The organism is Streptomyces sp. NPDC033221 (assembly GCF_055577005.1).
This window is the reverse complement of record NZ_JBVIQN010000041.1, coordinates 34,532-59,117: the sequence shown is the minus strand read 5'-3', so window position 1 is coordinate 59,117 and position 24,586 is coordinate 34,532. Positions and strand designations below refer to the sequence as shown.

The 24,586-nt window shown below is 72.4% G+C and carries 23 protein-coding genes and 2 tRNA genes; 5 read left to right on the top strand and 20 right to left on the bottom strand.

Annotation, left to right across the window (positions count from 1 at the left end):
- Window positions 1-8 precede the first annotated feature (8 nt).
- Window positions 9-2,882: a leucine--tRNA ligase gene (gene leuS / locus ACZ53K_RS36655; RefSeq protein WP_468845619.1), complete on the bottom strand. Its 2,874-nt coding sequence runs from the start codon at window positions 2,880-2,882 to the stop codon at window positions 9-11.
- A 409-nt stretch (window positions 2,883-3,291) separates the two neighbouring features.
- Between leuS and ACZ53K_RS36650 the strand changes: the two genes are divergently transcribed.
- The 3 genes from ACZ53K_RS36650 to ACZ53K_RS36640 all read left to right on the top strand — a co-directional run bounded on the left by ACZ53K_RS36650 (window position 3,292) and on the right by ACZ53K_RS36640 (window position 6,134).
- A complete protein-coding gene (locus ACZ53K_RS36650) occupies window positions 3,292-4,272 on the top strand; it encodes a hypothetical protein (protein WP_468845617.1) in 981 nt (326 codons plus the stop codon).
- The gene (locus tag ACZ53K_RS36645) at window positions 4,269-5,810 is read left to right on the top strand and encodes an NADH-ubiquinone oxidoreductase-F iron-sulfur binding region domain-containing protein (RefSeq protein WP_468845614.1); all 1,542 of its coding nucleotides are present in this window, start codon (window positions 4,269-4,271) and stop codon (window positions 5,808-5,810) included. Before ACZ53K_RS36650 ends, ACZ53K_RS36645 begins: the two co-directional genes overlap by 4 nt.
- Before the next feature lie 66 nt (window positions 5,811-5,876).
- Window positions 5,877-6,134, top strand: a complete 258-nt coding sequence (locus ACZ53K_RS36640; protein ID WP_468845611.1) for a winged helix-turn-helix transcriptional regulator — start codon at window positions 5,877-5,879, stop codon at window positions 6,132-6,134.
- A gap of 130 nt (window positions 6,135-6,264) precedes the next feature.
- Here the strand turns inward: ACZ53K_RS36640 and ACZ53K_RS36635 are convergent.
- A tRNA-Ala gene (locus ACZ53K_RS36635) sits at window positions 6,265-6,337 on the bottom strand.
- Window positions 6,338-6,505: 168 nt separating this feature from the next.
- Between ACZ53K_RS36635 and ACZ53K_RS36630 the strand changes: the two genes are divergently transcribed.
- A complete protein-coding gene (locus ACZ53K_RS36630) occupies window positions 6,506-7,897 on the top strand; it encodes a glycosyltransferase 87 family protein (protein WP_468845608.1) in 1,392 nt (463 codons plus the stop codon).
- 88 nt (window positions 7,898-7,985) lie between these two features.
- Here the strand turns inward: ACZ53K_RS36630 and phsA are convergent, their stop codons facing one another.
- From phsA to ACZ53K_RS36580, 10 genes are all read right to left on the bottom strand, one after another.
- Window positions 7,986-9,812, bottom strand: a complete 1,827-nt coding sequence (gene phsA, locus ACZ53K_RS36625) for an O-aminophenol oxidase PhsA (protein ID WP_468845605.1) — start codon at window positions 9,810-9,812, stop codon at window positions 7,986-7,988.
- Window positions 9,813-10,061: 249 nt separating this feature from the next.
- Window positions 10,062-10,295 (bottom strand): hypothetical protein, encoded by a 234-nt coding sequence (locus ACZ53K_RS36620; RefSeq protein WP_073761452.1) that lies wholly within the window; start codon window positions 10,293-10,295, stop codon window positions 10,062-10,064.
- Window positions 10,296-10,298: 3 nt separating this feature from the next.
- Window positions 10,299-10,538: a hypothetical protein gene (locus tag ACZ53K_RS36615; RefSeq protein ID WP_468845602.1), complete on the bottom strand. Its 240-nt coding sequence runs from the start codon at window positions 10,536-10,538 to the stop codon at window positions 10,299-10,301.
- 199 nt (window positions 10,539-10,737) lie between these two features.
- Window positions 10,738-10,810, bottom strand: a tRNA-Ala gene (locus ACZ53K_RS36610).
- A gap of 149 nt (window positions 10,811-10,959) precedes the next feature.
- Window positions 10,960-11,613 (bottom strand): histidine phosphatase family protein, encoded by a 654-nt coding sequence (locus ACZ53K_RS36605; protein WP_468845664.1) that lies wholly within the window; start codon window positions 11,611-11,613, stop codon window positions 10,960-10,962.
- Window positions 11,610-12,044 (bottom strand): ribosome silencing factor, encoded by a 435-nt coding sequence (rsfS, locus tag ACZ53K_RS36600; RefSeq protein WP_468845662.1) that lies wholly within the window; start codon window positions 12,042-12,044, stop codon window positions 11,610-11,612. Before rsfS ends, ACZ53K_RS36605 begins: the two co-directional genes overlap by 4 nt.
- A gap of 207 nt (window positions 12,045-12,251) precedes the next feature.
- Window positions 12,252-14,168: an LCP family protein gene (locus ACZ53K_RS36595; protein ID WP_468845599.1), complete on the bottom strand. Its 1,917-nt coding sequence runs from the start codon at window positions 14,166-14,168 to the stop codon at window positions 12,252-12,254.
- 60 nt (window positions 14,169-14,228) lie between these two features.
- On the bottom strand, window positions 14,229-14,858 hold the full coding sequence (gene nadD, locus ACZ53K_RS36590; protein ID WP_468845597.1) for a nicotinate-nucleotide adenylyltransferase: 630 nt from the start codon (window positions 14,856-14,858) through the stop codon (window positions 14,229-14,231).
- A gap of 52 nt (window positions 14,859-14,910) precedes the next feature.
- Window positions 14,911-15,072: a hypothetical protein gene (locus ACZ53K_RS36585; protein WP_468845594.1), complete on the bottom strand. Its 162-nt coding sequence runs from the start codon at window positions 15,070-15,072 to the stop codon at window positions 14,911-14,913.
- A gap of 167 nt (window positions 15,073-15,239) precedes the next feature.
- A complete protein-coding gene (locus ACZ53K_RS36580; RefSeq protein ID WP_468845592.1) occupies window positions 15,240-15,410 on the bottom strand; it encodes a hypothetical protein in 171 nt (56 codons plus the stop codon).
- A gap of 140 nt (window positions 15,411-15,550) precedes the next feature.
- Between ACZ53K_RS36580 and ACZ53K_RS36575 the strand changes: the two genes are divergently transcribed.
- Window positions 15,551-16,696: a M48 family metallopeptidase gene (locus ACZ53K_RS36575; RefSeq protein ID WP_468845590.1), complete on the top strand. Its 1,146-nt coding sequence runs from the start codon at window positions 15,551-15,553 to the stop codon at window positions 16,694-16,696.
- Here ACZ53K_RS36575 and ACZ53K_RS36570 read toward each other — a convergent pair.
- The 8 genes from ACZ53K_RS36570 to rplU form a co-directional block, all read right to left on the bottom strand.
- Entirely contained in the window at window positions 16,659-17,759 is a 1,101-nt protein-coding gene (locus ACZ53K_RS36570; RefSeq protein WP_468845588.1) for an SCO2583 family membrane protein, read from the bottom strand. The genes ACZ53K_RS36575 and ACZ53K_RS36570 overlap by 38 nt on opposite strands.
- A 136-nt stretch (window positions 17,760-17,895) precedes the next feature.
- Window positions 17,896-18,546 (bottom strand): SCO2584 family spore wall biosynthesis protein, encoded by a 651-nt coding sequence (locus ACZ53K_RS36565; protein ID WP_468845585.1) that lies wholly within the window; start codon window positions 18,544-18,546, stop codon window positions 17,896-17,898.
- 116 nt (window positions 18,547-18,662) lie between these two features.
- Window positions 18,663-19,931: a glutamate-5-semialdehyde dehydrogenase gene (locus ACZ53K_RS36560; RefSeq protein ID WP_468845583.1), complete on the bottom strand. Its 1,269-nt coding sequence runs from the start codon at window positions 19,929-19,931 to the stop codon at window positions 18,663-18,665.
- Between the two features lie 112 nt (window positions 19,932-20,043).
- Entirely contained in the window at window positions 20,044-20,541 is a 498-nt protein-coding gene (locus ACZ53K_RS36555; protein ID WP_468845581.1) for a hypothetical protein, read from the bottom strand.
- A gap of 357 nt (window positions 20,542-20,898) precedes the next feature.
- Window positions 20,899-21,996, bottom strand: a complete 1,098-nt coding sequence (gene proB / locus ACZ53K_RS36550; RefSeq protein WP_468845659.1) for a glutamate 5-kinase — start codon at window positions 21,994-21,996, stop codon at window positions 20,899-20,901.
- A gap of 227 nt (window positions 21,997-22,223) precedes the next feature.
- On the bottom strand, window positions 22,224-23,660 hold the full coding sequence (gene obgE / locus ACZ53K_RS36545; RefSeq protein ID WP_468845578.1) for a GTPase ObgE: 1,437 nt from the start codon (window positions 23,658-23,660) through the stop codon (window positions 22,224-22,226).
- 142 nt (window positions 23,661-23,802) lie between these two features.
- Entirely contained in the window at window positions 23,803-24,060 is a 258-nt protein-coding gene (gene rpmA, locus ACZ53K_RS36540; protein ID WP_030020524.1) for a 50S ribosomal protein L27, read from the bottom strand.
- Between the two features lie 14 nt (window positions 24,061-24,074).
- Window positions 24,075-24,395: a 50S ribosomal protein L21 gene (gene rplU, locus ACZ53K_RS36535; RefSeq protein WP_030020525.1), complete on the bottom strand. Its 321-nt coding sequence runs from the start codon at window positions 24,393-24,395 to the stop codon at window positions 24,075-24,077.
- Window positions 24,396-24,586 lie beyond the last annotated feature (191 nt).

Sequence of the window (24,586 nt, the reverse complement as noted above, 5' to 3'; positions counted from 1 at the left end):
TCAGTGCCTCACGCGGGAACGATGTTCACCAGCTTCGGCGCCCGCACGATCACCTTGCGGATGCCCGCGCCGCCCAGTGCCGCCACGACCGCCGGGTCGGCCAGCGCCGCCGCCTCCAGGTCCGCGTCCGTGACGGACGGCGAGACCTCCAGGCGCGCCTTGACCTTGCCCTTGATCTGTACGACGCAGGTCACGGTCTCGTCGACCACGTAGGCCGGGTCGGCGACGGGGAAGTCCCGGTGGACGACGGTGTCGGTGTGGCCCAGCTTGCGCCACAGCTCCTCGGCGATGTGCGGGGCCAGCGGCGCGACCAGCAGCACCAGGCGCTCGGCCACCGAGCGCGCGACCGGGCCGCCCGCCTTGGTCAGGTGGTTGTTCAGCTCCGTCACCTTGGCGATGGCGGTGTTGAAGCGCAGGTTGGCCAGGTCCTGGCCGACGCCGTCGATCGCCTTGTGCAGCGCGCGCAGCGTGTCCTCGTCCGGCTCCGTGTCGACGACGGTGACCTCGCCGGTCGCCTCGTCCACGACGTTGCGCCACAGGCGCTGCAGCAGGCGGTACTGGCCGACCACGGCACGGGTGTCCCACGGCCGCGAGACGTCCAGCGGGCCCATCGCCATCTCGTACAGGCGCAGCGTGTCCGCGCCGTACTCGGCGCAGATCTCGTCGGGCGTGACGGCGTTCTTCAGGGACTTGCCCATCTTGCCCAGGACGCGGCTGACCTTCTCGCCCTGGTAGTAGAACGCGCCGTCCCGCTCCTCGACCTCGGCGGCCGGTACGGCGATGCCGCGGCTGTCCCGGTAGACGAACGCCTGGATCATGCCCTGGTTGTACAGCTTGTGGAACGGCTCGGCGGAGCTGATGTGGCCCAGGTCGTGCAGCACCTTGGACCAGAACCGCGCGTACAGCAGGTGCAGTACGGCGTGCTCCTGGCCGCCCACGTACAGGTCGACGCCGCCGGTGGGCTGGCCCTCACGGGGGCCCATCCAGTACTGCTCGACCTCCGGGTCGACCAGCGCGGTGTCGTTGCCCGGGTCGGTGTAGCGCAGTTCGTACCAGCAGGATCCGGCCCAGTTGGGCATGGTGTTGGTCTCGCGGCGGTACTTCTTCGGGCCGTCGCCCAGGTCCAGCTCGACGTTGACCCAGTCCTCGTTGCGGGACAGCGGGGTCTCGGGCTGGGTGTCGGCGTCGTCCGGGTCGAAGGTGCGCGGCGAGTAATCGTCGACCTCGGGCAGTTCCAGCGGCAGCATCGACTCCGGCAGCGCGTGCGCGACGCCGTCCTCGTCGTAGACGATCGGGAAGGGCTCGCCCCAGTAGCGCTGGCGGCTGAACAGCCAGTCGCGCAGCCGGAAGTTGACGGTGCCCTCGCCGATGCCGGCGGCGGCCAGCCACTCGGTGATCTTGATCTTGGCGTCCGGGACGGTCAGGCCGTCCAGCGCGATGCCGGCGCCCGACGAGTTGACGATCTTCGCTTCGTACGAGTCGAAGGCATCGTCCCAGGCGGCCGGGTCCTGGTCACGGCCGTCCGACGGCTCCACGACGCAGCGCATGGGCAGCTCGAAGGCGCGCGCGAAGGCGAAGTCGCGGCTGTCGTGCGCCGGGACGGCCATGATCGCGCCGGTGCCGTAACCCATCAGCACGTAGTCCGCGATGAAGACCGGGACGCGCTCGCCGCTGACCGGGTTGGTCGCGTACGCGCCGGTGAAGACGCCGGTCTTGTCCTTGGCCTCGGCCTGCCGCTCGACGTCGGACTTGGCCGCGGCCTGCTTGCGGTACGCGGCGACGGCCTCGGCCGGGGTGCCGTACCCGCCGGTCCAGACGTCGTGGGTGCCCTCGGGCCAGGCGTCCGGGACGATCGACTGCTCACCGGAGACCAGCTCGTGCTCGGGCGCCAGCACCATGTAGGTGGCGCCGAACAGGGTGTCCTGGCGGGTGGTGAAGACGGTGATCTTCTTGTCGCCGACGGGGAAGTCGACGCGCGCGCCCTCGGAGCGGCCGATCCAGTTGCGCTGCTGCAGCTTGATGGCGTCCGGCCAGTCCAGCCCGTCCAGGTCCGCCAGCAGACGGTCCGCGTAGGCGGTGATGCGCATGTTCCACTGGCGCAGCTTGGCCTTGAAGACCGGGTAGTTCCCGCGCTCGGACCGGCCCTCGGCGGTGACCTCCTCGTTGGCCAGCACGGTGCCCAGGCCGGGGCACCAGTTGACCGGCGCGTCCGAGGCGTACGCCAGGCGGTACTCGCCCAGGACCTCGGCGCGCTCGGCGGCGCTCAGCGCGTTCCAGGGGCGCCCGTCCGGGGTCTCACGCTCTCCGGCCTCGAACTGCGCCACCAGCTCGCCGATGGGGCGCGCCTTCTCCGCGTCGGCGTCGTACCAGGAGTTGAAGACCTGGATGAAGATCCACTGGGTCCACTTGTAGTAGTCCGGGTCGATCGTCTCGACCGAGCGGCGCAGGTCGTGGCCCAGGCCCAGCCGGCGCAGCTGGCGCCGCATGTTGACGATGTTGGCCTCGGTGGAGACCCGCGGGTGGGTGCCGGTCTGCACGGCGTACTGCTCGGCCGGCAGGCCGAAGGCGTCGAAGCCCAGGGTGTGCAGCACGTTGTGGCCGGTCATCCGCAGGTGGCGGGCGTGCACGTCGGTCGCGATGAAGCCCAGCGGGTGACCCACGTGCAGCCCCGCACCCGAGGGGTACGGGAACATGTCCATGACGAACTTCTTGGGCTTGGCCACCAGCTCCGGGTCGCCCGCGAGGTCGCCCTTCGGGTTCGGGGCCTCGTACGTCCCCTCGGCCTCCCAGAAGTCCTGCCAGCGCCCCTCGATGTCGGCGGCCAGCGCTGCCGTGTAGCGGTGCGGCGCTGCCACCTCGGCAGCCGAAGTCGTCTCGGTCATCGTCCTCAAAGCTCCATCGGTCGTCTCTGCCTGCGGCTACTGCGAAAAGTGCGATCTCTGCGGAAACAAAAAGGCCCCTCGCACAGGAGGGGACGCCGCGCCGATGCCGACCGGAAGCTCACCGGTCGGTACTGATCAGCGCGGCCCGCTAAGCAGAAGGCGTACGGCACGCATGGCGTCAGGGTACCGCAGGGGGCGCTGGGCCCGCTGAGAGCCGTCCAACTGCGGAAGGAGCGTCGCGCGCCGACGGGCGGGAGCCTCCGATGCGGGCGTCCGCAGCGCCTCCGGCAGCGCGCGGCCCGGCTCCTTCGAACAGAACCGGCGCCCGACGGTAGCAGCGCACCGCCCCGCTCCACTCCGCTTACGGAAAGCCCACCGCCCCCGCCCGGTGTCCCCCTACTTTTCCCCCATGCGTCCCCACCGCAAGAGCCGCGCCGCCCCCGGCCCGCGTCTCCCCGGCTTACCCCGCCTCCCCGTCCGTCTCCCGGGCTCGTCCCGCCCGGCCTACGGCCTGCGCCGCCCTGGCCCCCGGGACGGCCCGCGCCACACGGCCCCGCCGGGCCCGGCGACGGCCCCGGCCCCGCGCCGCCCCCGGCCGCGCCGCCGTGCCGCACTCGCCGCCGGAGCCGTCGCCGCCCTCGGCCTCCTCCTGCTCTCCGGCACCGAGCCGTTACGCGGTTTCCTCGACTTCACGGGCGGCGTGCTGACCCTCGTCTCCCTCACGGCCGCTGTCGTCTGGGGACTGGTCGCCGCGGGCCGTACGGTGCTGCTGCCCCGCAGCCGGCTGCTCGCCCAGGGAGTCCACCGGGCCCTGAGCACCGCCTCGCTCGGATTCCTGGTCCTGCACATCGCGGTCAAGGTCGCCGAGGAGCACGCGTACGCCCTGAACGCGCTGCTGCCGTTCACCGGGACGCCCGCCCCCGACGCCGAAACGCTGATCGGCTTCGGTGCGGTGGCCGGCTACCTGATGGTGCTGGCCGCCGCGACCGGCGCGCTCCGCAGCGCCTTCGCCGGCCGCGGCCGCGCCTCGGAACGCTGGCGCGCCCTGCACGCCTGCGCGTACCCGGCCTGGTGCCTGGCGCTCGTACACGGCCTCAAGTCCGGCCGTGCCCCCTCGGGCTGGGTCACCACCGGGTACGCGCTGTGCCTGACGGCCGTCGCCGCGGCCCTCCTGGCGCGCGCCTTCCTCCCGCACGTCCTACGGGCACGCCTGCGCGCCCGTACGGCGACCGCCCCGCCCGCCGCGTACCCGGCATCCGCGCCGCCCGTCCCGTACCCGGCGTCCGCCTCACCCGCCCCGTACCCGGCATCCGCGCCGCCACCGTACGGACGGCACGCCCTCCACCCCGCGCCCGCGCAGCCCGCCTCGCACGGCAGGAGCCGGTCGTGACCGGTCCGCTGCCCGACGTCCCGCCCGTCCACGTCATCGGCCTGCCCCGGCTGACCGCGGGCTTCGACGAGGCCGAGCGCCTCGACCGCCGGGCCCACCTGCTCACCCACGGCTCGCCGCCGTCCCTGTCCACCGACCGGCTGGCCGAGCTGGCCGGCGCCATCGCGCTGCGCGGGCGCGGCGGCGCGGGCTTCCCTTTCGTACGGAAACTGGAGGCGGTGGCTCACCACGCGCGCCGCTCCGGCCTCCGGCCCGCGGTCGTCGTCAACGGCTGCGAGGGCGAGCCCGCCTGCCGCAAGGACACCGTCCTGCTGTGCCGCGCGCCGCACCTCGTCCTGGACGGCGCGCTGCTGGCCGCCGAAGCCCTCGGCGCCCGCACCCTGGTGGTCGGCGTGACCAAGGACACGGCCGAGCGGTCGGTGCGGGACGCGCTGTCCGAACGCGGCCTGAGCGACCGCCGGCGCGGACGGTCGCTGCGCGCCCGGCTCGTCCGGGTACCGGAACGGCTCGTCTCCGGCGAGGCGTCCGCGCTGATCCGGGCCGCTGAGGGCGGTCCGGCGCTGCCGCCGGGGCGGCGGGTGCGGGCCGCGGAGTCCGGCCTCGGCGGCGTGCCCACGCTCTTCTCCAACGCCGAGACGTTCGCGCAACTCGCCGTCGCCGCCCGGCTGGGCCCCCACCGGTACGCCGCGGCCGGGGCGCCCCACGAACCCGGCACCCTGCTCCTGACCGTGTCCGGCGCGGTGCCCTCCCCCACCGTCGTCGAGGCCCCGAGCGGGGTGCCGCTCCCGTACGTCCTCCAGACGTGCGCCGCCGACCCGGTTCCCGGTGGCGTCCTGGTGGGCGGCTACCACGGCGCCTGGCTGGACGCCGCGACCGCGTACGGAACGGTGGTCACCCGCGAAGCGCTCGCGGCCGGCGGCGGAGCACTTGGCGCGGGCGCGGTGCTGCCGGTGCCCGCCGACACGTGCCCGCTCGGCGAGACCCTGCTCGCATCGCGCTGGCTCGCCGCTGAATCATCGGGCCAGTGCGGGCCCTGCCGACTGGGCTTGCCTTCCATGGCCGGCGCGCTGGCGGACACCCTGGCAGGCGGCGGCCAAGAAGCACTGGAAGCCGTACGGCGCGCGGCGCAGACCGTGAGCGGGCGCGGCGCCTGCAAACACCCGGACGGCGCCGTACGGTTCGTGCTCTCCGCACTGGACGCCTTCGCGGACGATCTCGCCGCGCATGTACTGGGCGGCGGCTGCGGCCGGGAAACCGTCGGCGTGCTGCCCCTCCCCGCACCGGAAACAGCGGACGCGGCCGACGGTACGGGCACGGGAGCCACGGGCCAGACGGCCGCGTCGGGCAGGCTGGCGGTGGACTGGACGCTGTGCGAGGGGCACGGTCTGTGCGCGAGGCTGCTCCCGGAAGCCGTACGCCTCGACCCGGACGGCTACCCGCTGATCACCGGCACCGCCCTTCCGGCCCGGCTCCACAACCGTGCCCAGCGCGCGGTCAGCCGCTGCCCCGCCCTCGCCCTGCGCCTGGAAAAGCCCTGACGGCGACCGCCCACACAGCCGTGGAAGGAGCGCGACATCGCCTCGACGACGCCTCTCCGGCAGTACGTGTTGCACCGCGCCGTCACCGGCATTTCCCAGCGGATGCTCACGCTGACGCTGCGACAGCTGGAACGCGACGGCCTGTTGACCCGTACCGTCCACGCCTGCGTACCGCCCCGCGTCGATCACGCGCTGACCGGGCTCGGCACGACGCTGCCGGCCTCCGTCGTCGCGTTCGGGGAGTGGGCCACCGCCCACCGGAAGGAGATCGGCGACAACCGGCGCCGCTACGACGTGGCCCAGCCGCCACGGAAACGCCCCTGACCCCGGCGGGCCGCGCCAGTTCGCCGCACCGCGCCGCCATGTCTTCGGGAAACGAAAAATCCCGTCCGATCGGTCAGATCGGACGGGATCTCGTGAACCTCCGTGAGTCACCTCACGAGCGGCTCTTCTGTGGAGCTAAGGAGAATTGAACTCCTGACCTCCTGCATGCCATGCAGGCGCTCTACCAACTGAGCTATAGCCCCTTGCTGTGGTCCGCCGCGGTTCTTTTCCTTGCGGCTCCCCGCTGCGGCATCGCCTACATTACACGGCCCTCCCCGCCTTCTGCCAAATCGATTGCCCTCGGCCCCCCGGGGACGGCTCGATGTACTGTCGGCGGGCCGTGCCCGATTCGTCCTGGGGAGCTGTACGCCGTGTCCGCGCTGGAGCCGGAACAGTCCGCTGCACCCGGCGGTCCCTCCCCGCTGAGGAGCTTCGTCCGCCGCCGTCCGCTGCTGGTGGCGGCCGTCGGCTGTGTGCTGTCCTTCGCGGCCTTCTGGGTCGCGCAGCGGCTGGCGCACGTGACGATGATCGATCTGATGGTCTACCGCGCCGAGGGCTGGACGGCCCGCACCGGCGAGGACCTGTACGACATGGTCGCGACCTCCGCGAACCTGCCCAACACCTATCCGCCCTTCGCGGCACTGCTGTTCACGCCGCTGACGCTGGTCGGCGTACCGGAGATGCGGACGCTCGCCACCCTCGGCAACCTCCTGCTGCTGGTCGCCGTCGCCCATCTCGGCCTGCGGCTCGCGGGGCGGCCGAAGCGGGTGCCGCCGCTCGCCGCGGCGCTGGGTGTGGCCGCGCTGCTGGTCTGGTGCGAGCCGGTGTGGACGACACTGCGCTACGGGCAGATCAACCTGCTGCTCGCCGTGCTGGTCCTGTGGGACCTGACCCGTAAGGACACCAACCGGTGGGCCGGGATCGGCATCGGGCTGGCGGCCGGCGTCAAGCTCACCCCGGCCCTGTTCGCGGTCTTCCTCGCGCTGGCCGGGCTCGTACGGGCCTGGCAGCGGCTGCGGGCGGGCGCCGGGCCGCGGGAGGCGTGGAACCCCTGGCTGCGGCAGGCCGCCGTGGCCTGCCTCACCTTCCTGGGCACCGCGCTGCTGTCCGCGCTCGTCCTGCCGCACGACTCCCGGCGCTTCTGGACGGAGATCATCTTCGCCGCCGACCGGGTCGGCGAGGTGGAGATCACCGCCAACCAGTCGCTGCGCGGCGCGCTGGCCCGGCTGCTGCACACCCATGACCCCGGCCTGTGGTGGCTGGCGGCCGCGGCCGTCGTGGCCGTCTTCGGGCTGGCCGTCGCGGTCGGCGCGCTGCTGCGCGGCCGCCGGGCCTGGGCGGCCGTGGCCTGTGCCGTGACCGCACTGCTGGTCAGCCCGATCTCCTGGTCGCACCACTGGGTGTGGGGCGTACCGATGCTGATCCTGCTCGGCTCGGAGGCGATCGGCCGCGGCGGCTTCGGCGGCCGGGCCGGCCGGCGGTGGCGGGCGGGGACGCTCGCGCTGGGCCTCCTCTTCTGTTCGTTCGCGCTGTGGTTCGTGCCGCACCGCTACCACCACCACGAGGAACTCCACCAGAACGGCGGCCAGATGCTGCTGTCCGGGATCTACCCGATCGCAGGGCTGGTCTTCCTGGCGCTGACCGCCGTACTGGTGTGGCGGGACGGTGCGCGTGGGGCGGACGGGGACGGGGCACTGCCGGACGCGGAGCGCGGTACGGCCACGTCCGGCAGCGGCCGGGGACCGGTCACGCCGGGGCGCTGAGCCGCTGAGCAGCTGCCGGGGCAGCTGAGCCGGCGCCGGGCCGCTGAGCCGCTGTCGGCGCGCCGAGCCACCGCCCCGGCAGCGCACCTCAGCGTGTGCCGTGGCCGTGTCCACCCGGCTGGTGGTGATGGAATTTCAGCACCTCACGCGGCATGACGACGAACGGCCGCATCATGCCCATGTCCTCGTGCTCCAGCAGATGGCAGTGGTACATGAACCGGCCCTTGGCGCCCTGGAAGCGGGCGAGTACGTCCACCAGCTGGCCCGGCGGGACCTGTATGACGTCCTTCCAGCCCTGGTCGCCCGGGGATATCGGGGCCGCGCCGCCGAATTCGAGCGGGGCGCGGGTGCCGCCGAGCTCGTTGTCGTACGGGCTGTCCGGGTCCGCCGGATAGCGGTGCCGGTCCAGGACCTGGAAGTCGACGAGGTGGATGTGCATCGGGTGGGTGCCGGCGCCGCCCAGATTCAGGAAGCTCCACTGCTCCCAGTCGCCGTGCCGGACCAGGTGGCCCAGCGTGTCGTCGAACATCCGGGCCGTACGGCGGTACGTCCGGACCTTTCCGTTGGCGCCGCGGATCTGGACGATCCCTTCGGTGGGCTCCTGCACGGGCGGGGTGGGGATCTCCTGCATCTCCCACATCTCCGGGTGGAAGTTGCCGACCGGCCCGGGCGGGGTGAGGACGACGAGCCGGTGCTCGTGGTCGGGCGCCGAGCCGTGGGTGAGCCGCTCGAAGGAAGAGGAGATCACCTGCGGGAGCACGAACGGATCGCGCACCTGGGTGGCGCCCACCCGGAACTGCAGCACGTCCGGATACGTCACCCCGGGCGCGGCGTTGACGAACCGGAGCGTACGGCCGCGCAGCCGCCCGAAGTCGATGAGCAGGTCCATCCGCTCGGCGGACGCCACCGACAGCGGGCCCTCCACCGGGACCGGCCGCGGCAGCAGGCCGCCGTCCGAGCCGATCTGCCACACCGCACCCGTCACCGGCGCCCCCGTCGCGTCGTCCACCAGCCGGAGCCGGAAGGTGCGGCTGTTCGCCGCGTTCAGCACGCGGAAGCGGTACCAGCAGGCCGCGACGTTCGCATGGGGCCAGATGGTCCCGTTGACGAGGGTGTACGGGCCGGTGAAGGGCAGCGAAACGTTCTTGCCGTCCTTGTCCTGGGCCACGACCTGCGTCTTGTGCAGCAGACGGCCCGTCAGGCGGCCGTCCCCGTCCGTGTCGAGGTTGCGGTCCTGGATGACGAGCGGTATCTCCCGCCTCCCGGAGGGCAGCTGCAGCATGTCCTCCTCGTCGTCGCGGACCAGATACATCCCTGCAAGGCCCGCGAAGACGTTCCACCGCGTGATGTCCATGGCGTGGTCGTGGTACCACCAGCACGTCGCACGGTGGTCGTTGGGATACTCCGAGAGCTGGGAGTCGCCGGGCGAGACGGCGTTCTCCGACCAGCCGTCGTTGCCGCCGCCGGTCACCGCGCCGTGCAGATGGGTGACCGTCCAGGGCGGGAGGCCGGCGACGCCGTCCACGAGGGTGCTGTTCGCGCGGCCCGGCTCGTCGGTGGGCAAGGGCGCGCCCGGTAAGGGCTTCGCCTCGGCGGCGGTGACCGGATGGCCGCCGGTGAGCTGGTTGTTCCAGTTGACGCGCAGCCGCCGGCCACGGCGCACCTCGATCGTCGGGCCCGGGTAGTGGCCCTCGTACGCCCACACCTTCGTCGGCGGCAGCTCGGAGTGCAGCCGGACCCAGGTGGTGGTCTGGTCGATGTCGATGCCGCGCAGCGCCTCCTTGCGGCCGGGCCGCAGGACGGGCGGGATGCGCAGCTCGTCGGCGAAGGGTGTCAGTCCGGCCGCGGCCTCCCGCTTGTGCGGCGCGCCGGACGGACGGTCCGCCGGCGCCTCCGGGACAGGCTGGATCGTCATGTCGCTCACGGTGTTGCCCCCGTAACGCTTCCCCCGTGCCGCCGGCCGTCTCCGGCGGCAGCTTCACCCCGTCAACGCCCCGCACTTCGAACGGAGTTCCGCCTTCAACGGAAAATTTCACACCGATGGGACCGATAGGATTGATGGCCGCTACACCGGCCCATCGGCAGGTACGGCGACATCCTCGGCCAAAGCCGGGAGTCCGTCAGGAAGCGCCACAGGGACCACTGCCGGGCGCCCCGCCGCCTCTCAGGCGGTCGCGAAGGAGTAGAAACGCTTCAGTGTGCAGTGCTCGTCGAGCAGCCGCCCGTAGATCGGCTCCCCGTCGAGTTCGCGGTACGTCTCGATCGGGTCGCCCTTTATGACCAGTGCCCGCGCGCACTCCTCGCACCAGTACTGGTAGTCGGGGTTGACCGGCTCCATGTCCCGGACGATCGGCGTCCCGCTGCCGCACCAGTCGCATTTCCTGCTGTGAGCGCCCATCAGTCAGCTCCAGCTGTGGCCGCAGGCCGTACACACGAACGAGATGCCGCCGTTGTCGCCCAGCACCTGCGCCACGTGGGGCGAGCCGCAGGACGGGCACTGGAGCACGGTGCCGTACGCGCCGTCGGCGGGACGGAGGGGGCGGCCGGGGCGGGGAGCGTCCTCGGACGACGGGCCGGCGCTCTGCGTGGGAGCGGGCACATCGAGCAGGTCGTCGACCTCCTCCATGATGCTCGTGGGCATCGCGTTCTCTCCTCCCCTGCCGGCGCCGTCCGAATTCTGCCACGGACCGCCGACCGGGTCAGTCCCGCTGACCGGCCCCGCGGTCCCCCGCCGCGGGTTCCCGACGACGAGGTCTGCCCCGGTACGCGCCGGTTCGTGCACCCGTCCGGGTACGAAATGATCCCGCCTCCCAGTGTGGGAGACGGGATCATCCGAGGTGTGGAGCTAAGGAGAATTGAACTCCTGACCTCCTGCATGCCATGCAGGCGCTCTACCAACTGAGCTATAGCCCCGGGTCTTGTTCCGCTCCTCCGGGGTTTTCCCCGGCGGCGCCGCGAACAAGAAGAACTCTAGCCTGCGACCTGCCCGAATGTGAAATCCGGTCCCTCCGGGAGCCCGGAGGAGCGGGCCGCGGGGCCTGCCGGCCCGGCCACGGGAGCGCTCAGTCGTCGTCGCCGAGCACCGGCTCCGGCAGGGTGCCGGCGTTGTGCTCCATCAGACGCCAGCCGCGGGCGCCCTCGCCCAGCACGGACCAGCAGCAGTTCGACAGGCCGCCCAGGCCCTCCCAGTGGTGGGACTCCAGGCCCAGCAGCCGCCCGATGGTCGTACGGATCGTGCCGCCGTGGCTGACGACGACCAGGGTGCCGCCGTCCGGCAGCTTGTCGGCGCTGCGCTCCACGACGGGGGCCGCACGGTCGGCGACCTCGGTCTCCAGCTCGCCACCGCCGCGCCGTACCGGCTCGCCGCGCTTCCACGCCGCGTACTGCTCGCCGTGCCGCGCCACGATCTCCTCGTGGGTCAGGCCCTGCCAGGAGCCCGCGTACGTCTCGCGCAGCGCCTCGTCGTGGGTGATCTCCAGGCCGGTGACGGCCGCCAGCTCACGCGCCGTGGCGGCGGCCCGCCGCAGGTCGGAGGCGATGATCGCGTCCGGCTTGAGGGCCGCGAGCAGCCGGGCGGCGCGCCGCGCCTGCGCCACGCCCTCCTCGGTCAGCTCGATGTCCGTCGAGCCCTGGAAGCGGCGCTCCAGATTCCACGCCGTCTGGCCGTGCCGCCACAGGACTATCCGGCGGCCACGGCCGGCCTTGGTGCCGTTCAGCTCAGGTCTCCGTCCTGCTCGGCCGTCGTGGCCTCGGCGTGTTCCGCGGCCTTGCCGCGGGTGGCCTTGGCCTCCTCGGGGAGGTCCAGCTCGGGGCAGTCCTTCCAGAGGCGTTCGAGGGCGTAGAAGACGCGCTCTTCGCTGTGCTGGACGTGGACGACGATGTCGACGTAGTCGAGCAGCACCCAGCGGGCCTCGCGGTCGCCCTCGCGGCGCACCGGCTTGGCGCCCAGTTCCTTGTTCAGCCGCTCCTCGATCTCGTCGACGATCGACTTGACCTGGCGGTCGTTGGGGGCCGAGGCCAGCAGGAACGCGTCGGTGATCGAGAGCACGTCGCTGACGTCGTACGCGATGATGTCGTGCGCGAGCTTGTCGGCGGCCGCCAGCGAGGCGGCCTGGATGAGCTCGATGGAGCGGTCGGTGGCGGTCACAATCCAGCTTTCGGGATCGGTGGTCAGAGCCTGTGTCATCACTCCGGCCGGGCACATGCCGTCCGGCCGGAGTGATGACACAGGCTCTTCAGGTACCCATCAAGGGTCTCACGGACCGCCGACACTCCCACCTGGCTTTACGGGCGGGACGCCACGGGCCCGTACCGCCCCGCCGCGCCGGGCCGCCGGATCGGCGGCCCGGCCTCCTCAGCCCTTGTAGTCCTGCCCCAGCACCACCGACACATCGGCGTTCGCGGCGACCTTGCCCTGCTTGACCGCGCCGGCCGGCAGCCCCAGCGTCTTGGCGGCCTCCTCGGCCTTCGCCTTCCGGGCGGCGTCCGCGTACGTCACCTCGGAGGCGGGCTTCGCCGCCGCGGCGCCGCCGTCGACGAACGAGTACCCGCCGTTGACCAGGGCGATCCGTGCCTTGTCGGTCGCTTCCTTCTTGCCGGTGGCGTTCTGGACGCTGATCCGCGGGGTCGAGCCGGGGTCGGCCTTCTTGACCGTGCCGCCGAGCACCTCCTTGACCACGCCGTCCGCCGCCTGCCGGCTGAGCGTGCCGTCCTGCTGCACCGGCAGCAGGGTGGTCCCGTAGGCGCCGGCCTTCGCCAGCTCGGCGCGCTGTGCGAGCGAGCTGCCCAGCTGGGCCTCGGTGAGCGGCGGGTCCAGGACCTGGAGCAGCGACTTCACGGTGGCCGTGGCGCCGTCCGCGTCGCTGGAGACCTTCTTCAGCGTGGCCTGCATCACTTGGCCGAAGCGCTCCAGCTGCTTGGTCTGCGCTTCGCCGGCCGCCTGGTAGGTGGCGTACGCGACGGCCGCCTGGCCGTTCAGGTCCTGCCCCTTGCCCTGCTTGACGAGCGGGCTGTCGCCCTCCTTGGCACCGGGCACGGTGGCGTCGGTGTCCAGCGTGATGCCGCCGGTCGTCTCGACCAGGTTTTCCAGGTACGGGGTGTCCAGCCGCCAGCTGGCCTTGATGTCGGCGCCGAGGAGGGTGTTCAGGGACTCCCTGGTGGGGTCGATGCCCTGGTCCTTGACCGACTTGGCCAGCGTCGTGGAACCGCCGTCCTCGGTGGACACCACCAGGCTGTTCGGGAGCAGCACGGTGGTGCCCTTGTGGGCGCTCTCGTTGTCCACGAGGAGCGCGGTGGAGCTGTTGCCCTTGGGGTCCTTCAGGTGCACCACGAGCACGTCGCGCTTCGCCCCGGCGCCTCCGGCCTCCGTGCCCGCCCCGGCGCCCGAGAGGCCGGGCAGCTTCCCCGCCCACCACAAGTAACCGACGCCCCCGAGGAGCAACAGGACCAGCAGCACGATCAGCATGACCTTGCGGCTGCGGCCGCGCCGCTTGGCCTCCTCACGGCGCTCGGTACGGCTCTCGGTGAACTTGAGCCAGTCGATGACGTCCTCGGAGTCCTCGGTGGGCTCTTCTATGAACGAGAACTGTTCGGTGCGGTAGTCCGTGTCCGGGGCGCCCCCGGGGCCCGCGCCGGGTCCCGGGCCCGGCGTCCGGTCCGTGGTGCCCGCGGTCCCGTCGCGCGGCGTCCGCGTACCGCTCTCCTGGGCGGGCTGCCCGTACGGCTGGTGCTCCGGCTCCTGGTAGGAGACCTGCTCGTACGAGGGCTGTGCGGACTGCTGCGGGATCCAGCCCTGCTGTTGCTGCTGCTGCGTCTGTTGCGGCGACAGACCATGCTGCTGAGGCTGGTGAAACTGCTGGGGCTGCTGGGTCTGCTGCGACTGGCCGTACGGGTCGTACGGGTCGTACTGCTGGGGGTACTGCGCCTGCTGGGGCGCCTGCTGATGGCCGTACGGGTCGTACCCGTATCCCTGATGCCCTGATCCCTGGTGCCCCGCTTCGGCCTGTCCGGCCCCCTGCTGCCCCGGGACCTGCGGCCCGCCACCCGGCTGCCCGCCGTGCTGCTGCGCGCCGTACGGGCTGTACGGGTCCTGCTGGACCGGTGCGCCGTACGGGTCGTGGCCCACCGGCTGCCCGTACTGGTCGTACGCGGCCTGCTGCGGCGCCTCCGGGTACACCGGCTGCCCGTAGGCGTCGTAGGTGTACCCGGGCTGCCCCTGCTGGTCCTGGGCATACGGGTCCTGCGGCACGTACGGGTCGTGTCGGTCGTTCACCGGTGCCCCTTTCCGTGAGCCCCGTCGGCGGTCGTCGTCGGCGGCCGTCGGCAACAGATGTCAACGGCCGTCGTGGCCGGTCAGGTCCTCGCGGTACAGCTCGCGCTTGTCGATGTAGCGCACGACGCCGTCCGGTACCAGGTACCAGACCGGGTCCCCCTGGGCGACGCGCGCCCGGCAGTCGGTCGAGGAGATGGCCAGGGCCGGCACCTCGACCAGGGACACCGCCCCTTCGGGGAGCCCGGGGTCGGCGAGTATGTGCCCGGGCCTGGTCACCCCGATGAAGTGGGCGAGTGAGAAGAGCTCCGGCGCGTCGTGCCAGGTCAGGATCTGGCCGAGCGCGTCGGCGCCGGTGATGAAGAAAAGGTCCGCGTCACGGTGCTGGTCGTGCAGCTCCCGCAGCGTGTCGATGGTGTACGTCTTGCCGCCGCGGTCGATGTCGATCCGGCTGACGGAGAACTGCGGATTGGACGCGGTCGCGATGACCGTCATCAGATAGCGGTCCTCGGCCGGCGACACCGTCTTGTGGCACTTCTGCCACGGCTCCCCCGTCGGGACGAATATGACCTCGTCGAGGTGGAACTGGCTGGCCACCTCGCTGGCGGCGACCAGGTGTCCGTGATGGATCGGGTCGAACGTCCCGCCCATCACTCCGAGCCGCCGCTTCACGGGCCCTGTCTGCTCTCCCATGCGTGCAGACCCTACTGGGCGCTGCGCGGTGCCGGGGTCCCGGTGCCCGCCCTCAGCGGTCCCGGTTGAAGCGGGTGGTGATCCAGAGCAGCAGGAGCAGGGCGATCAGGGCGCCGCCGCCCGTGACGAACGGGCTCAGGCTCTCGTGCCCGCCCCCCTCGTGAGCGCCTTCGGCGAGGGTGACCAGGTGCTGTGCGGTGGTGTGCAGGCTCATCGTCGGCAGAACCAATCCGGGATGGGGTCGGACAGAGACTTCCGCCACATCGTATGCGCGAGCCCACCCGTGTCTCACGCCGACTCCGCCGGGAGGGCGTTCGCACGCCCGTCCGCGGGAGCCGCCGCGGGTCCGCGGGCGGGTGGGCCGGCCGGGAAAGGGCGGGGTCAGTCCCGGTCGTCGTCGTTGTTGTCCTTCCCGTAATTGCGCAGCAGGACCCATGCGAGGAACACGGCCCCGAGGACTCCGACGATCAGGACGGTGCGCAGGATCCATCCCGGGCCGTCGTTCTTCGAGGTCTCCGCCGCGGCGGCGAGCAGCACGCTCGTGTTCGGCATGACTGAAGCGCTCCCTTTGTACGGGCATGTGGGCATCTGCGGGCCCTGGTGCGCTCGCCAGCGTACGCCTGGGCATCCAAATGGCTGTCAGTGGCGTCCTCTAGTCTGAATCACCCGCAGTCGAACAGGGGGAGGCCCCAATGACGGAGAGCCCAGGCGGCAGCGAGCGCGTACCGAGCCGGGACCGCAGGCGGTTCCCCGGGATCTCGTCCCGCGCCTACGAGCACCCGGCGGACCGTTCCGCGCTCGTGGCCCTGCGCAAGCTGAGCGGGTTCGACACCGTCTTCAAGACGCTCAGCGGTCTGTTGCCGGAGCGCAGCCTGCGGCTGCTGTTCCTGTCGGACTCGGTGCGCGTCAGCGACCAGCAGTTCGCGCATCTCAACGACATGCTGCGGGACGCCTGTTACATACTGGACCTGGAGAAGGTCCCGCCGATGTACGTGAACCAGGACCCGCAGCCGAACGCCATGTGCATCGGTCTGGACGAGCCCATCATCGTGCTGACCACCGGCCTGGTGGAACTGCTCGACGAGGAGGAGATGCGCGCGGTCATCGGCCACGAGGTCGGCCACGCGCTGTCCGGTCACGCGGTGTACCGCACGATCCTGCTGTTCCTGACGAACCTCGCGCTGAAGATCGCCTGGATTCCGCTGGGCAATGTCGCGGTCATGGCGATCGTGACGGCGCTGCGGGAGTGGTTCCGCAAGTCGGAGCTGTCGGCGGACCGGGCCGGTCTGCTGGTCGGGCAGGATCTGCAGGCGTCCATGCGCGGTCTGATGAAGCTCGCCGGCGGCAACCACCTGCACGAGATGAACGTGGACGCGTTCCTCAAGCAGGCCGAGGACTACGAAGCCGGCGGCGACCTGCGCGACTCCGTGCTGAAGGTGCTGAACATGCTGCCGCGCAGCCACCCGTTCACCACCGTGCGGGCAGCCGAGCTGAAGAAGTGGGCGGCCAGCCGCGACTACCAGCGCATCATGGACGGCCACTACCCGCGCCGGGAGGAGGACAAGGACACCTCGGTCTCCGAGTCCTTCCGTGAGTCCGCCGCGCACTACGCCGAGTCGGTGCGCACGAGCAAGGACCCGCTGATGGGCCTGGTGCGCGACATAGCCGGCGGCGCCGGTGACCTCGGCGGCAAGCTGCGGGACACGGTCTTCCGCGGCGGCTCCCGGCCGGGCGGCTCCGGTGGCACGGGCGGCTCCGGCGATTCGGGCGGCTCCGGCGGTGCGAACGGTTCGGACGGCGCTAACGGGCCGGACGGGCCGGGGCCGGCTGGGAAGTAGCCGCCAGCTTTCCGCACAGCCCCGTGTTCGTACGGCCGCGGGCGTACGGGTCGGTGGACGCCGGCCCGGCGCTCCCGGCCCGCTGCCCCGCGAGCAGCGGACGCAGGGTGCCCGACGCGTCGGCTGAGCAGGACATCGGCCCTGCCTGGAGGTTGCTCTGCAGCACCTCCAGGCGGTGGTTGTCCAGGTCGTCGCGCCCGATACGGAAGCGCAGCTCGCGGCGGACGGTGAACAGCGAGGCGGTGGAGGCCTGTTGCTCCGCCGAGCCCCGGGCGTCGGCCGGGCGCACGGCGTAGGCGAAGGTGAAGTCGGCGCTCACCTCCAGCGCGTCCGAGCTGACCTCGGTGGCCGAAAGGGTGCCGCTCACCCGGACGTTGGGGTCGGCCAGCTCCACCTGGCGCGGGTCGAAGCGCATCAGCCAGCCGGTGGCCGCGTGCCGGCCGTCGTCGGCCGGGTGCGCCAGACTCCGGTCGAACTGGTCGAGTTGACTGGGGGTGAGGAGCAGCCCGACCGGCCGTACGGACCCGCCCGTCAGGGTGGCCGGGTCGATCGAGGAGCGCACGATGTAGTCCTTGGCGAGGGTCAGGGCGGAGACGACCTGGCCGTCGGAGAAGTGCTCGGTCCGCTCCACGGAGGGCAGGTTGACGCCCGCCGCGCCGAGGCGGTACTGCGCCGCGGGGCTGCGCGCGAAGAGGTCGGCCGGTTTCCCGCCCGGCACGGCGCCGGCCGGTGCCAGCGGCACGACCGTGGACCGCAGGGGCTGCGCCGCCATCGGCTCGGGTGGCCGGTAGGGGTGGCGGATGCCCATGTAGATCGCGGTGCCGAAGGCGATGACGATCAGCAGGGCGAGGAGTACGGCCTGCCGGGCGCCACCGAGCCGTGACCAGGCATGCCGGGTGCGCACGGCCCGTGCGTGGTCCTCCATGCGCTCCCTCGCCGAGTACTCCTGAAGGCGTGCAGCTCGTACGAACGATTCGTCGAAGACGACGGATCGGTATTCGTCCTCTCCGCCTCCCGCGGCGCCCTCGGGGGTCCCTTCGGGAGGGTCACCAGCACCGGCCATACCACAAGAGTAGGTCTGCGGAGGCGCCGGTAAACGCCCTGGTACGGGACAAGTTCGGCGGGTTTTCCGGAGCTGTGTCACCCACTCGTGGCGCCCGCGTCGGCACTCGGGGCCCGCTCCGCGCTTCCGCAGGTGCTCAGTGCACGCGTGGCGTGGCCGGCGCAGGCGGCGGCGTCGACTCGGCCGAGGCGGACGCCGAGGGCAGCATGCTGGAGCGGACGGGCGGTACGCCGTCCACGCCGCTGGTCGCGGGCGGGGGTGTCGGATTCTGCGTGCGCCCCCCGGATGCGCCGCGGTAGACCGCGGAGAAGGCCAGCGCGACGAGGCCGATGCCCATCAGGACGGCGAGCACCCAGGCCACCGGGCGGTGCCAGCGGACACTGCCGCGGTACGGGCGCAGGGCGCCGCCGTACGGGCCGTACGGGCCATGGGGGCCATGGGGGCCGTACGCGTCCGGGTCCTGGCCCCCGCCCCGGGCATCGTCGGCGCCGCGGCCGTAACGGCGGCCCGTGGCGCGGTGCCGGCCGCCCGGGGCGCCGGGGTCCTCGGCGTCCGGATCCGTGCCGTACCCCGGGCGGGCGCGGGCCGCGTCGGCCTCGGCGCGCGCCTGTGCGGCGGCCAGCATCCGTTCGGCCGCGGTGGGTTCGTGGAAGCGCGCGGACCGCACGAAGTCCTCGTCGAGGACCACGGAGGCGAAGTCCTCGTCCGCTTCCCCGTGGCTCGGCTGACTGTGCTCGTCGGGCTCCTCGCCGTCCGGGAACGGCTTGCCCCCCACGTCGTCCGGCACCCGTCCAGACTAGCCCCGGTCGGTCGATTGTGGGCGGGGAGCACGGGAATTCGGCCGCGGGCGGGCGCGCCCGGCGCCCGTACCGTCAGCGCGTGGCGCGCACCCCGCCCGTACCGTCAGCGCGTGTGGCCGTCGCCCGTGACGATGTACTTCGTCGAGGTCAGCTCCGGCAGCCCCATCGGGCCGCGGGCGTGCAGCTTCTGCGTCGAGATGCCGATCTCGGCGCCGAACCCGAACTGGCTGCCGTCGGTGAAGCGGGTGGAGGCGTTGACCGCGACCGTCGTGGAGTCCACGAGCTGGGTGAAGCGGCGGGCCGCGGCCTGCGAGGTGGTGACGATCGCCTCGGTGTGGCCGGAGGACCAGCGGCGGATGTGCGCGACCGCCGCGTCCAGGTCCTGCACGACGGCCGCGGCAATGTCGTACGAGAGGTACTCGGCCGCCCAGTCCTCGTCCGTGGCGGGCGCGACCAGGCCGGGGCCGGCCTGCTGCCACGCCGTGTCGCCGTGCACGATCACTCCGGCCTGGGTGAGCGCCTCCAGCGCCCGCGGCAGGAACGTCTCGGCGATGCCGGCGTGCACCAGGACCGTCTCGGCGGCGTTGCAGACGCTGGGCCGCTGCGCCTTGGAGTTGATCAGGATGTCCAGCGCCATGTCGATGTCGGCGTGCTCGTCCACGTACACATGGCAGTTGCCGGTGCCGGTCTCGATCACCGGGACCGTGGACTCCTCGACGACCGTACGGATCAGCGAGGCGCCGCCGCGCGGGATCAGCACGTCGACCAGACCGCGCGCCCGCATCAGCTCGCGCACCGAGTCGCGGCTCTCCCCCGGCACCAGCTGGACCACGTCGGCGGGCAGTCCGACGCTCGCCACCGCGTCCCGCAGCACCTCCACCAGCGCGCTGTTCGAGGCGTAGGCGGAGGACGAGCCGCGCAGCAGCACCGCGTTGCCCGCCTTCAGGCACAGCGCGGCGGCGTCCACGGTCACGTTCGGCCGCGCCTCGTAGATGATCCCGACGACGCCCAGCGGGACGCGGACCTGCCGCAGGTCGAGGCCGTTGGGCAGGGTGGAGCCGCGCAGCACCTCGCCCACCGGGTCGGGCAGGGCCACCACGTCCCGGACGTCGGCGGCCATCGCCGTGACCCGCTCCGGGGTCAGGGTGAGCCGGTCCACCAGGGACTCGCCGGTGCCCGCGGCCCGTGCCTTGGCGACGTCCCCCGCGTTGGCGGCGACGATCTCTTCGGTGCGGGCCACCAGGGCGTCGGCGATGGCGAGCAGCGCGCCGTCGCGCGCGGTGCGCGGCTGCGGCGCCAGGACGGCCGCCGCTTCCTTGGCGCGCCGGGCGGTCTCGATGACGGGTGAGGAGTGCGCTGATTCGCTGGTCATGGCGGAAAGCCTAGCCGGGCGGGGGCGCACCGCCGCGCCGCGTTCCAGCTGGCGGGACGCCGCGGCCCGCCCCCCGTCGGTACGGGCGATGCTCCCACCACCCGTACCGGTGTCAGTACGGGTGCACACCCACCGGGGAGGCAGGTGGCGGCCCGTAGCCCTCGGCGACGCGCTGGTGATACGTCTCCCGGTCGATGACCTCCAGACCCACGATCTCCCACGGCGGCAGGCCGGCCGAGGAGCGGTGCTCGCCCCACAGCCGCAGCGCGACCGCCGCCGCGTCGTGCAGATCGCGGGCCTCTTCCCAGTAGCGGATCTCGGCGTGATCGGTCGCGTAGCGGCTGGTCAGCAGGAAGGGGTGATCGTGGGCGAGCTGTTCGAGTGCCCGCCGGACCTCCTGGACGGGGGCCTCGGCCCCCGAGACGCTGAGGGTGACGTGCCACAGCCGGGACGCCTCGCGCCGCCCGGAGCCCGGCCGCTCGGACGTCGCCCGGCCCGGGCCCGCGCGGTCCCCGGCCGCGGCACCGCCGGCCGGTCCGGCGGCCCCGACGCTGGTCAGTGTGCGCTCCGCCGTCCCTCGGGGCAGCGCCCCTGAGCGCCCTCGTCTCACCGGCGGCCTCCTGTTATGCGTATCGCTCCGCTCGTCCGTACGGGGGCGGAGCCGATCGGTGCTGTCGTCCTTCGCCGGCCCCGGACCGCCGCCGGCTGCGCCGCCGCGTGCGGACCGCCCGGGTCACCGCGGGTCGCGCTGCTCCGGGCCCCGGCCGCGGGCGGTCGCCCGGCAGGGGGCCGGCACTGCTGTCACTCGGCGCGCGCTCGCGCGCGGCGGACGGCCCTCCCCTGACGCCGTCCCCGCAACAAAGTTGACCAGCCCGCGGGCCGTCGCGGGGGCGTTTTCGAGAAGGTCTCCGTGGAAAGGCTGGTCTTTGGACCTTTCCTGCCACTTGTTTCCCTGTTGTGACGACCGTCAGTGGTGCAGTACGACCAGATCGTCACGGTGCACGACCTCGCGTTCGTACGCGGGTCCCAGCTCGCGGGCGAGGTCGTGGGTGGAACGGCCGATCAGCCGCGGGATCTCCCGCGCGTCGAAGTTGACCAGGCCGCGGGCGACGGCGCGGCCCGTCGTGTCCCGCAGTTCGACCGGGTCGCCGGCGCTGAACTCCCCTTCGACCGAGGCGATGCCGGCGGGCAGCAGCGAGGAGTGCCGTTCGACGACGGCTTCGACGGCGCCGTCGTCCAGCACCAGCGCGCCGCGCGGGGTGGAGGCGTGCGCGAGCCACAGCAGCCGGTCGGCCGAGCGGCGGCCGGTGCGCAGGAAGTGGGTGCCGGTGGGGCCGCCGGCCAGGGCGTCGGCGGCGTGCACGGCAGAGGTCAGGACGACCGGGATGCCGGCCGCGGCGGCGATCCGGGCCGCCTCGACCTTGGTGACCATGCCGCCGGTGCCGACGCCGGCCCGGCCCGCGCTGCCGATCGAGATGCCCTCCAGGTCGGCGGGGCCGCTCACCTCGGCTATCCGGGAGGTGCCGGGGGTGCTGGGGTCGCCGTCGTAGAGCCCGTCCACGTCCGAGAGCAGCACGAGCAGGTCGGCGCGTACGAGGTGGGCGACCAGGGCGGCCAGCCGGTCGTTGTCGCCGAAGCGGATCTCGTCGGTGGCGACGGTGTCGTTCTCGTTGACGATCGGTACGGCACCCATGGCCAGCAGCTGGTCCAGGGTCCGGAAGGCGTTGCGGTAGTGGGCGCGGCGGCTGGTGTCGTCCGAGGTCAGCAGGACCTGGCCGACGCGGCGGCCGTACCGTGCGAAGGAGGCGGTGTAGCGGGCGACCAGCAGGCCCTGGCCGACGCTGGCGGCGGCCTGCTGCCGGGCCAGGTCGCGGGGCCGCCGGTCCAGGCCGAGCGGCGCCAGACCGGCCGCGATGGCACCGGAGGAGACCAGCACGATCTCCTTGTCCTGGTGCTTGGCCAGCACGTCCACCAGCGCGTCCACCCGGTCCGCGTCCAGGCCGCCGCTCGCCGTGGTCAGCGAGGACGAACCGACCTTGACCACGATCCTGCGGGCGTCCGTCACGTCCTGCCTTGCGCCTGCCACTGCCTACCCCTGTGCTCGCCTGTCACCGCCCCGTACCGGACGTCCCGTGTACGGGAGGTTCCGTACGGGTGTCTCCGTACGTCCGCAAATCTACGGCAGCCGGGCGGCCCGACGCCCGCGGGAGCTCCGCGGGCGTCGGGCGGCCCCGGCAGCGGAGAAGGCCCCCGGTGCTCCCGGGGGCCTTCCGCGTACGCGTCTGTCGTGCGTCAGAACGGACGGAAGTCCTGGTACTCGTCCTCCGCGTCGTCCCGCGCCGCCTCGCGGTCGCGGCGGCGCACCGCGGCCGGACGCGGCGCGTCCATGCGGTGGTCCTCGCCGCGGCGGCCGAGCATCTCGGCGCCCGCCGCCATCATCGGCTCCCAGTCGAAGACGACCGCGTTGTCCTCGGGGCCGATCGCGATGCCGTCACCGGCGTGCGCGCCGACCTTGCGCAGCTGGTCCTCGACGCCGAGGCGGTTGAGGCGGTCGGCGAGGTAGCCGACGGCCTCGTCGTTGTTGAAGTCGGTCTGGCGCACCCAGCGCTCCGGCTTCTCGCCCCGGACGCGGAAGAAGTTCTCGCCCTCCGGCGTGACCGTGAAGCCCGTGTCGTCCACGGCCTTGGGGCGGATGACGATACGGGTGGCTTCCTGTACGGGCTTGGCGGCGCGGGCCTCGGCGACGATGCCGGCCAGCGCGTACGACAGCTCCTTGAGGCCGGTGCGCGCGACGGCCGAGACCTCGAAGACGCGGTAGCCGCGCTCCTCCAGGTCGGGGCGGATCATGTCGGCGAGGTCCTGCCCGTCCGGGATGTCGATCTTGTTGAGGACGACCACCCGCGGCCGGTTGTCCAGGCCGCCGTACTGCGCCAGCTCCGCCTCGATGATGTCCAGGTCGGAGACCGGGTCGCGGTCGGACTCCAGGGTCGCGGTGTCCAGGACGTGGACGAGCACCTCGCAGCGCTCCACGTGCCGCAGGAACTCCAGGCCCAGGCCCTTGCCCTGGCTGGCGCCGGGGATCAGGCCGGGGACGTCCGCGATGGTGTAGACGGTGGAACCGGCCGTCACCACGCCGAGGTTGGGCACCAGGGTGGTGAACGGGTAGTCCGCGATCTTCGGCTTGGCCGCGGAGAGCACCGAGATCAGCGAGGACTTGCCGGCGCTCGGGTAGCCGACCAGCGCGACGTCCGCGACGGTCTTGAGCTCCAGCACGATGTCGCGGGCCTCGCCGGGCTCGCCGAGCAGCGCGAAGCCGGGAGCCTTGCGGCGGGCGGAGGCCAGCGCGGCGTTGCCGAGGCCGCCGCGGCCGCCCTGCCCGGCGACGAAGGTGGTGCCCTGGCCGACCAGGTCGGCGAGCACGTTGCCCGCGCGGTCCAGGACGACGGTGCCGTCCGGGACCGGCAGGACCAGGTCCTGGCCGTTCTTGCCGGCGCGGTGGTCACCGGCGCCGGGCTGACCGTTGGTGGCCTTGCGGTGCGGGTGGTGGTGGTATTCCAGGAGCGTGGTGACGTCCTGGTCGACGACCAGGATCACGTCGCCGCCGCGGCCGCCGTTGCCGCCGTCCGGGCCGCCGAGCGGCTTGAACTTCTCGCGCATCACGGAGGCCACGCCGTGGCCTCCGTTACCCGCGGCGACATGCAGCTCGACGCGGTCCACGAAGGTGGTCATGGTGGGAATGCCTCCAGATACGACGGGAATGTCTCTGTACTAACACGCCAAGGGCGGACCGGCCTTCCCGCGTACTGCGGGGAGAGGCGGTCCGCCCTCGGAGTGGTGCTGCTGAGCTATCGCTCGATGCCGAAGTGGTGGGTCACTCGGCGATCGGGACGATGTTCACGACCTTGCGGCCACGGTGGGTGCCGAACTGCACCGCACCCTCGGCCAGGGCGAACAGGGTGTCGTCGCCGCCACGGCCGACGCCCGTGCCCGGGTGGAAGTGGGTGCCGCGCTGGCGGACCAGGATCTCACCGGCGAGGACGGCCTGACCGCCGAAGCGCTTCACGCCGAGCCGCTGAGCATTGGAATCGCGACCGTTCCGAGTGGACGATGCGCCCTTCTTGTGTGCCATGTCTCCTCAGTCCCTTACTTCGCCGGCGAGTCGATGCCGGTGATCTTGATCGCCGTGTACTGCTGGCGGTGACCGATCCGCTTGCGGTAGCCGGTCTTGTTCTTGTACTTCAGGATGTCGATCTTGGCGCCCTTGTGGTGGTCCACAATCTCCGCCTGGACCTTCACCCCGGCCAGCACCCACGGGTCGCTGGTAACCGACTCGCCGTCGACGACGAGCAGCGTCGAGAGCTCGACCGCGTCGCCCACCTTGCCGGCAGAAATCTTGTCAACCTCGACGACGTCACCGACAGCAACCTTGTGCTGGCGGCCGCCGCTACGCACGATTGCGTACACGCGGATCTCACTCTCTCGCTAGATAGGGACCACTGATGCCAGCCGCTCGCACGGGTTCATGACGATCCCGTGACATCCGAGTGGATGAGCGGCCTCCCCCGGCGGACCGGGAGGTGTTTGCTCAGGGGTTTGGCGTGCTACAGACGCCGACGGTCAAGGTTACGGGGCCTTGACCGGGGGGTCAAACCGGC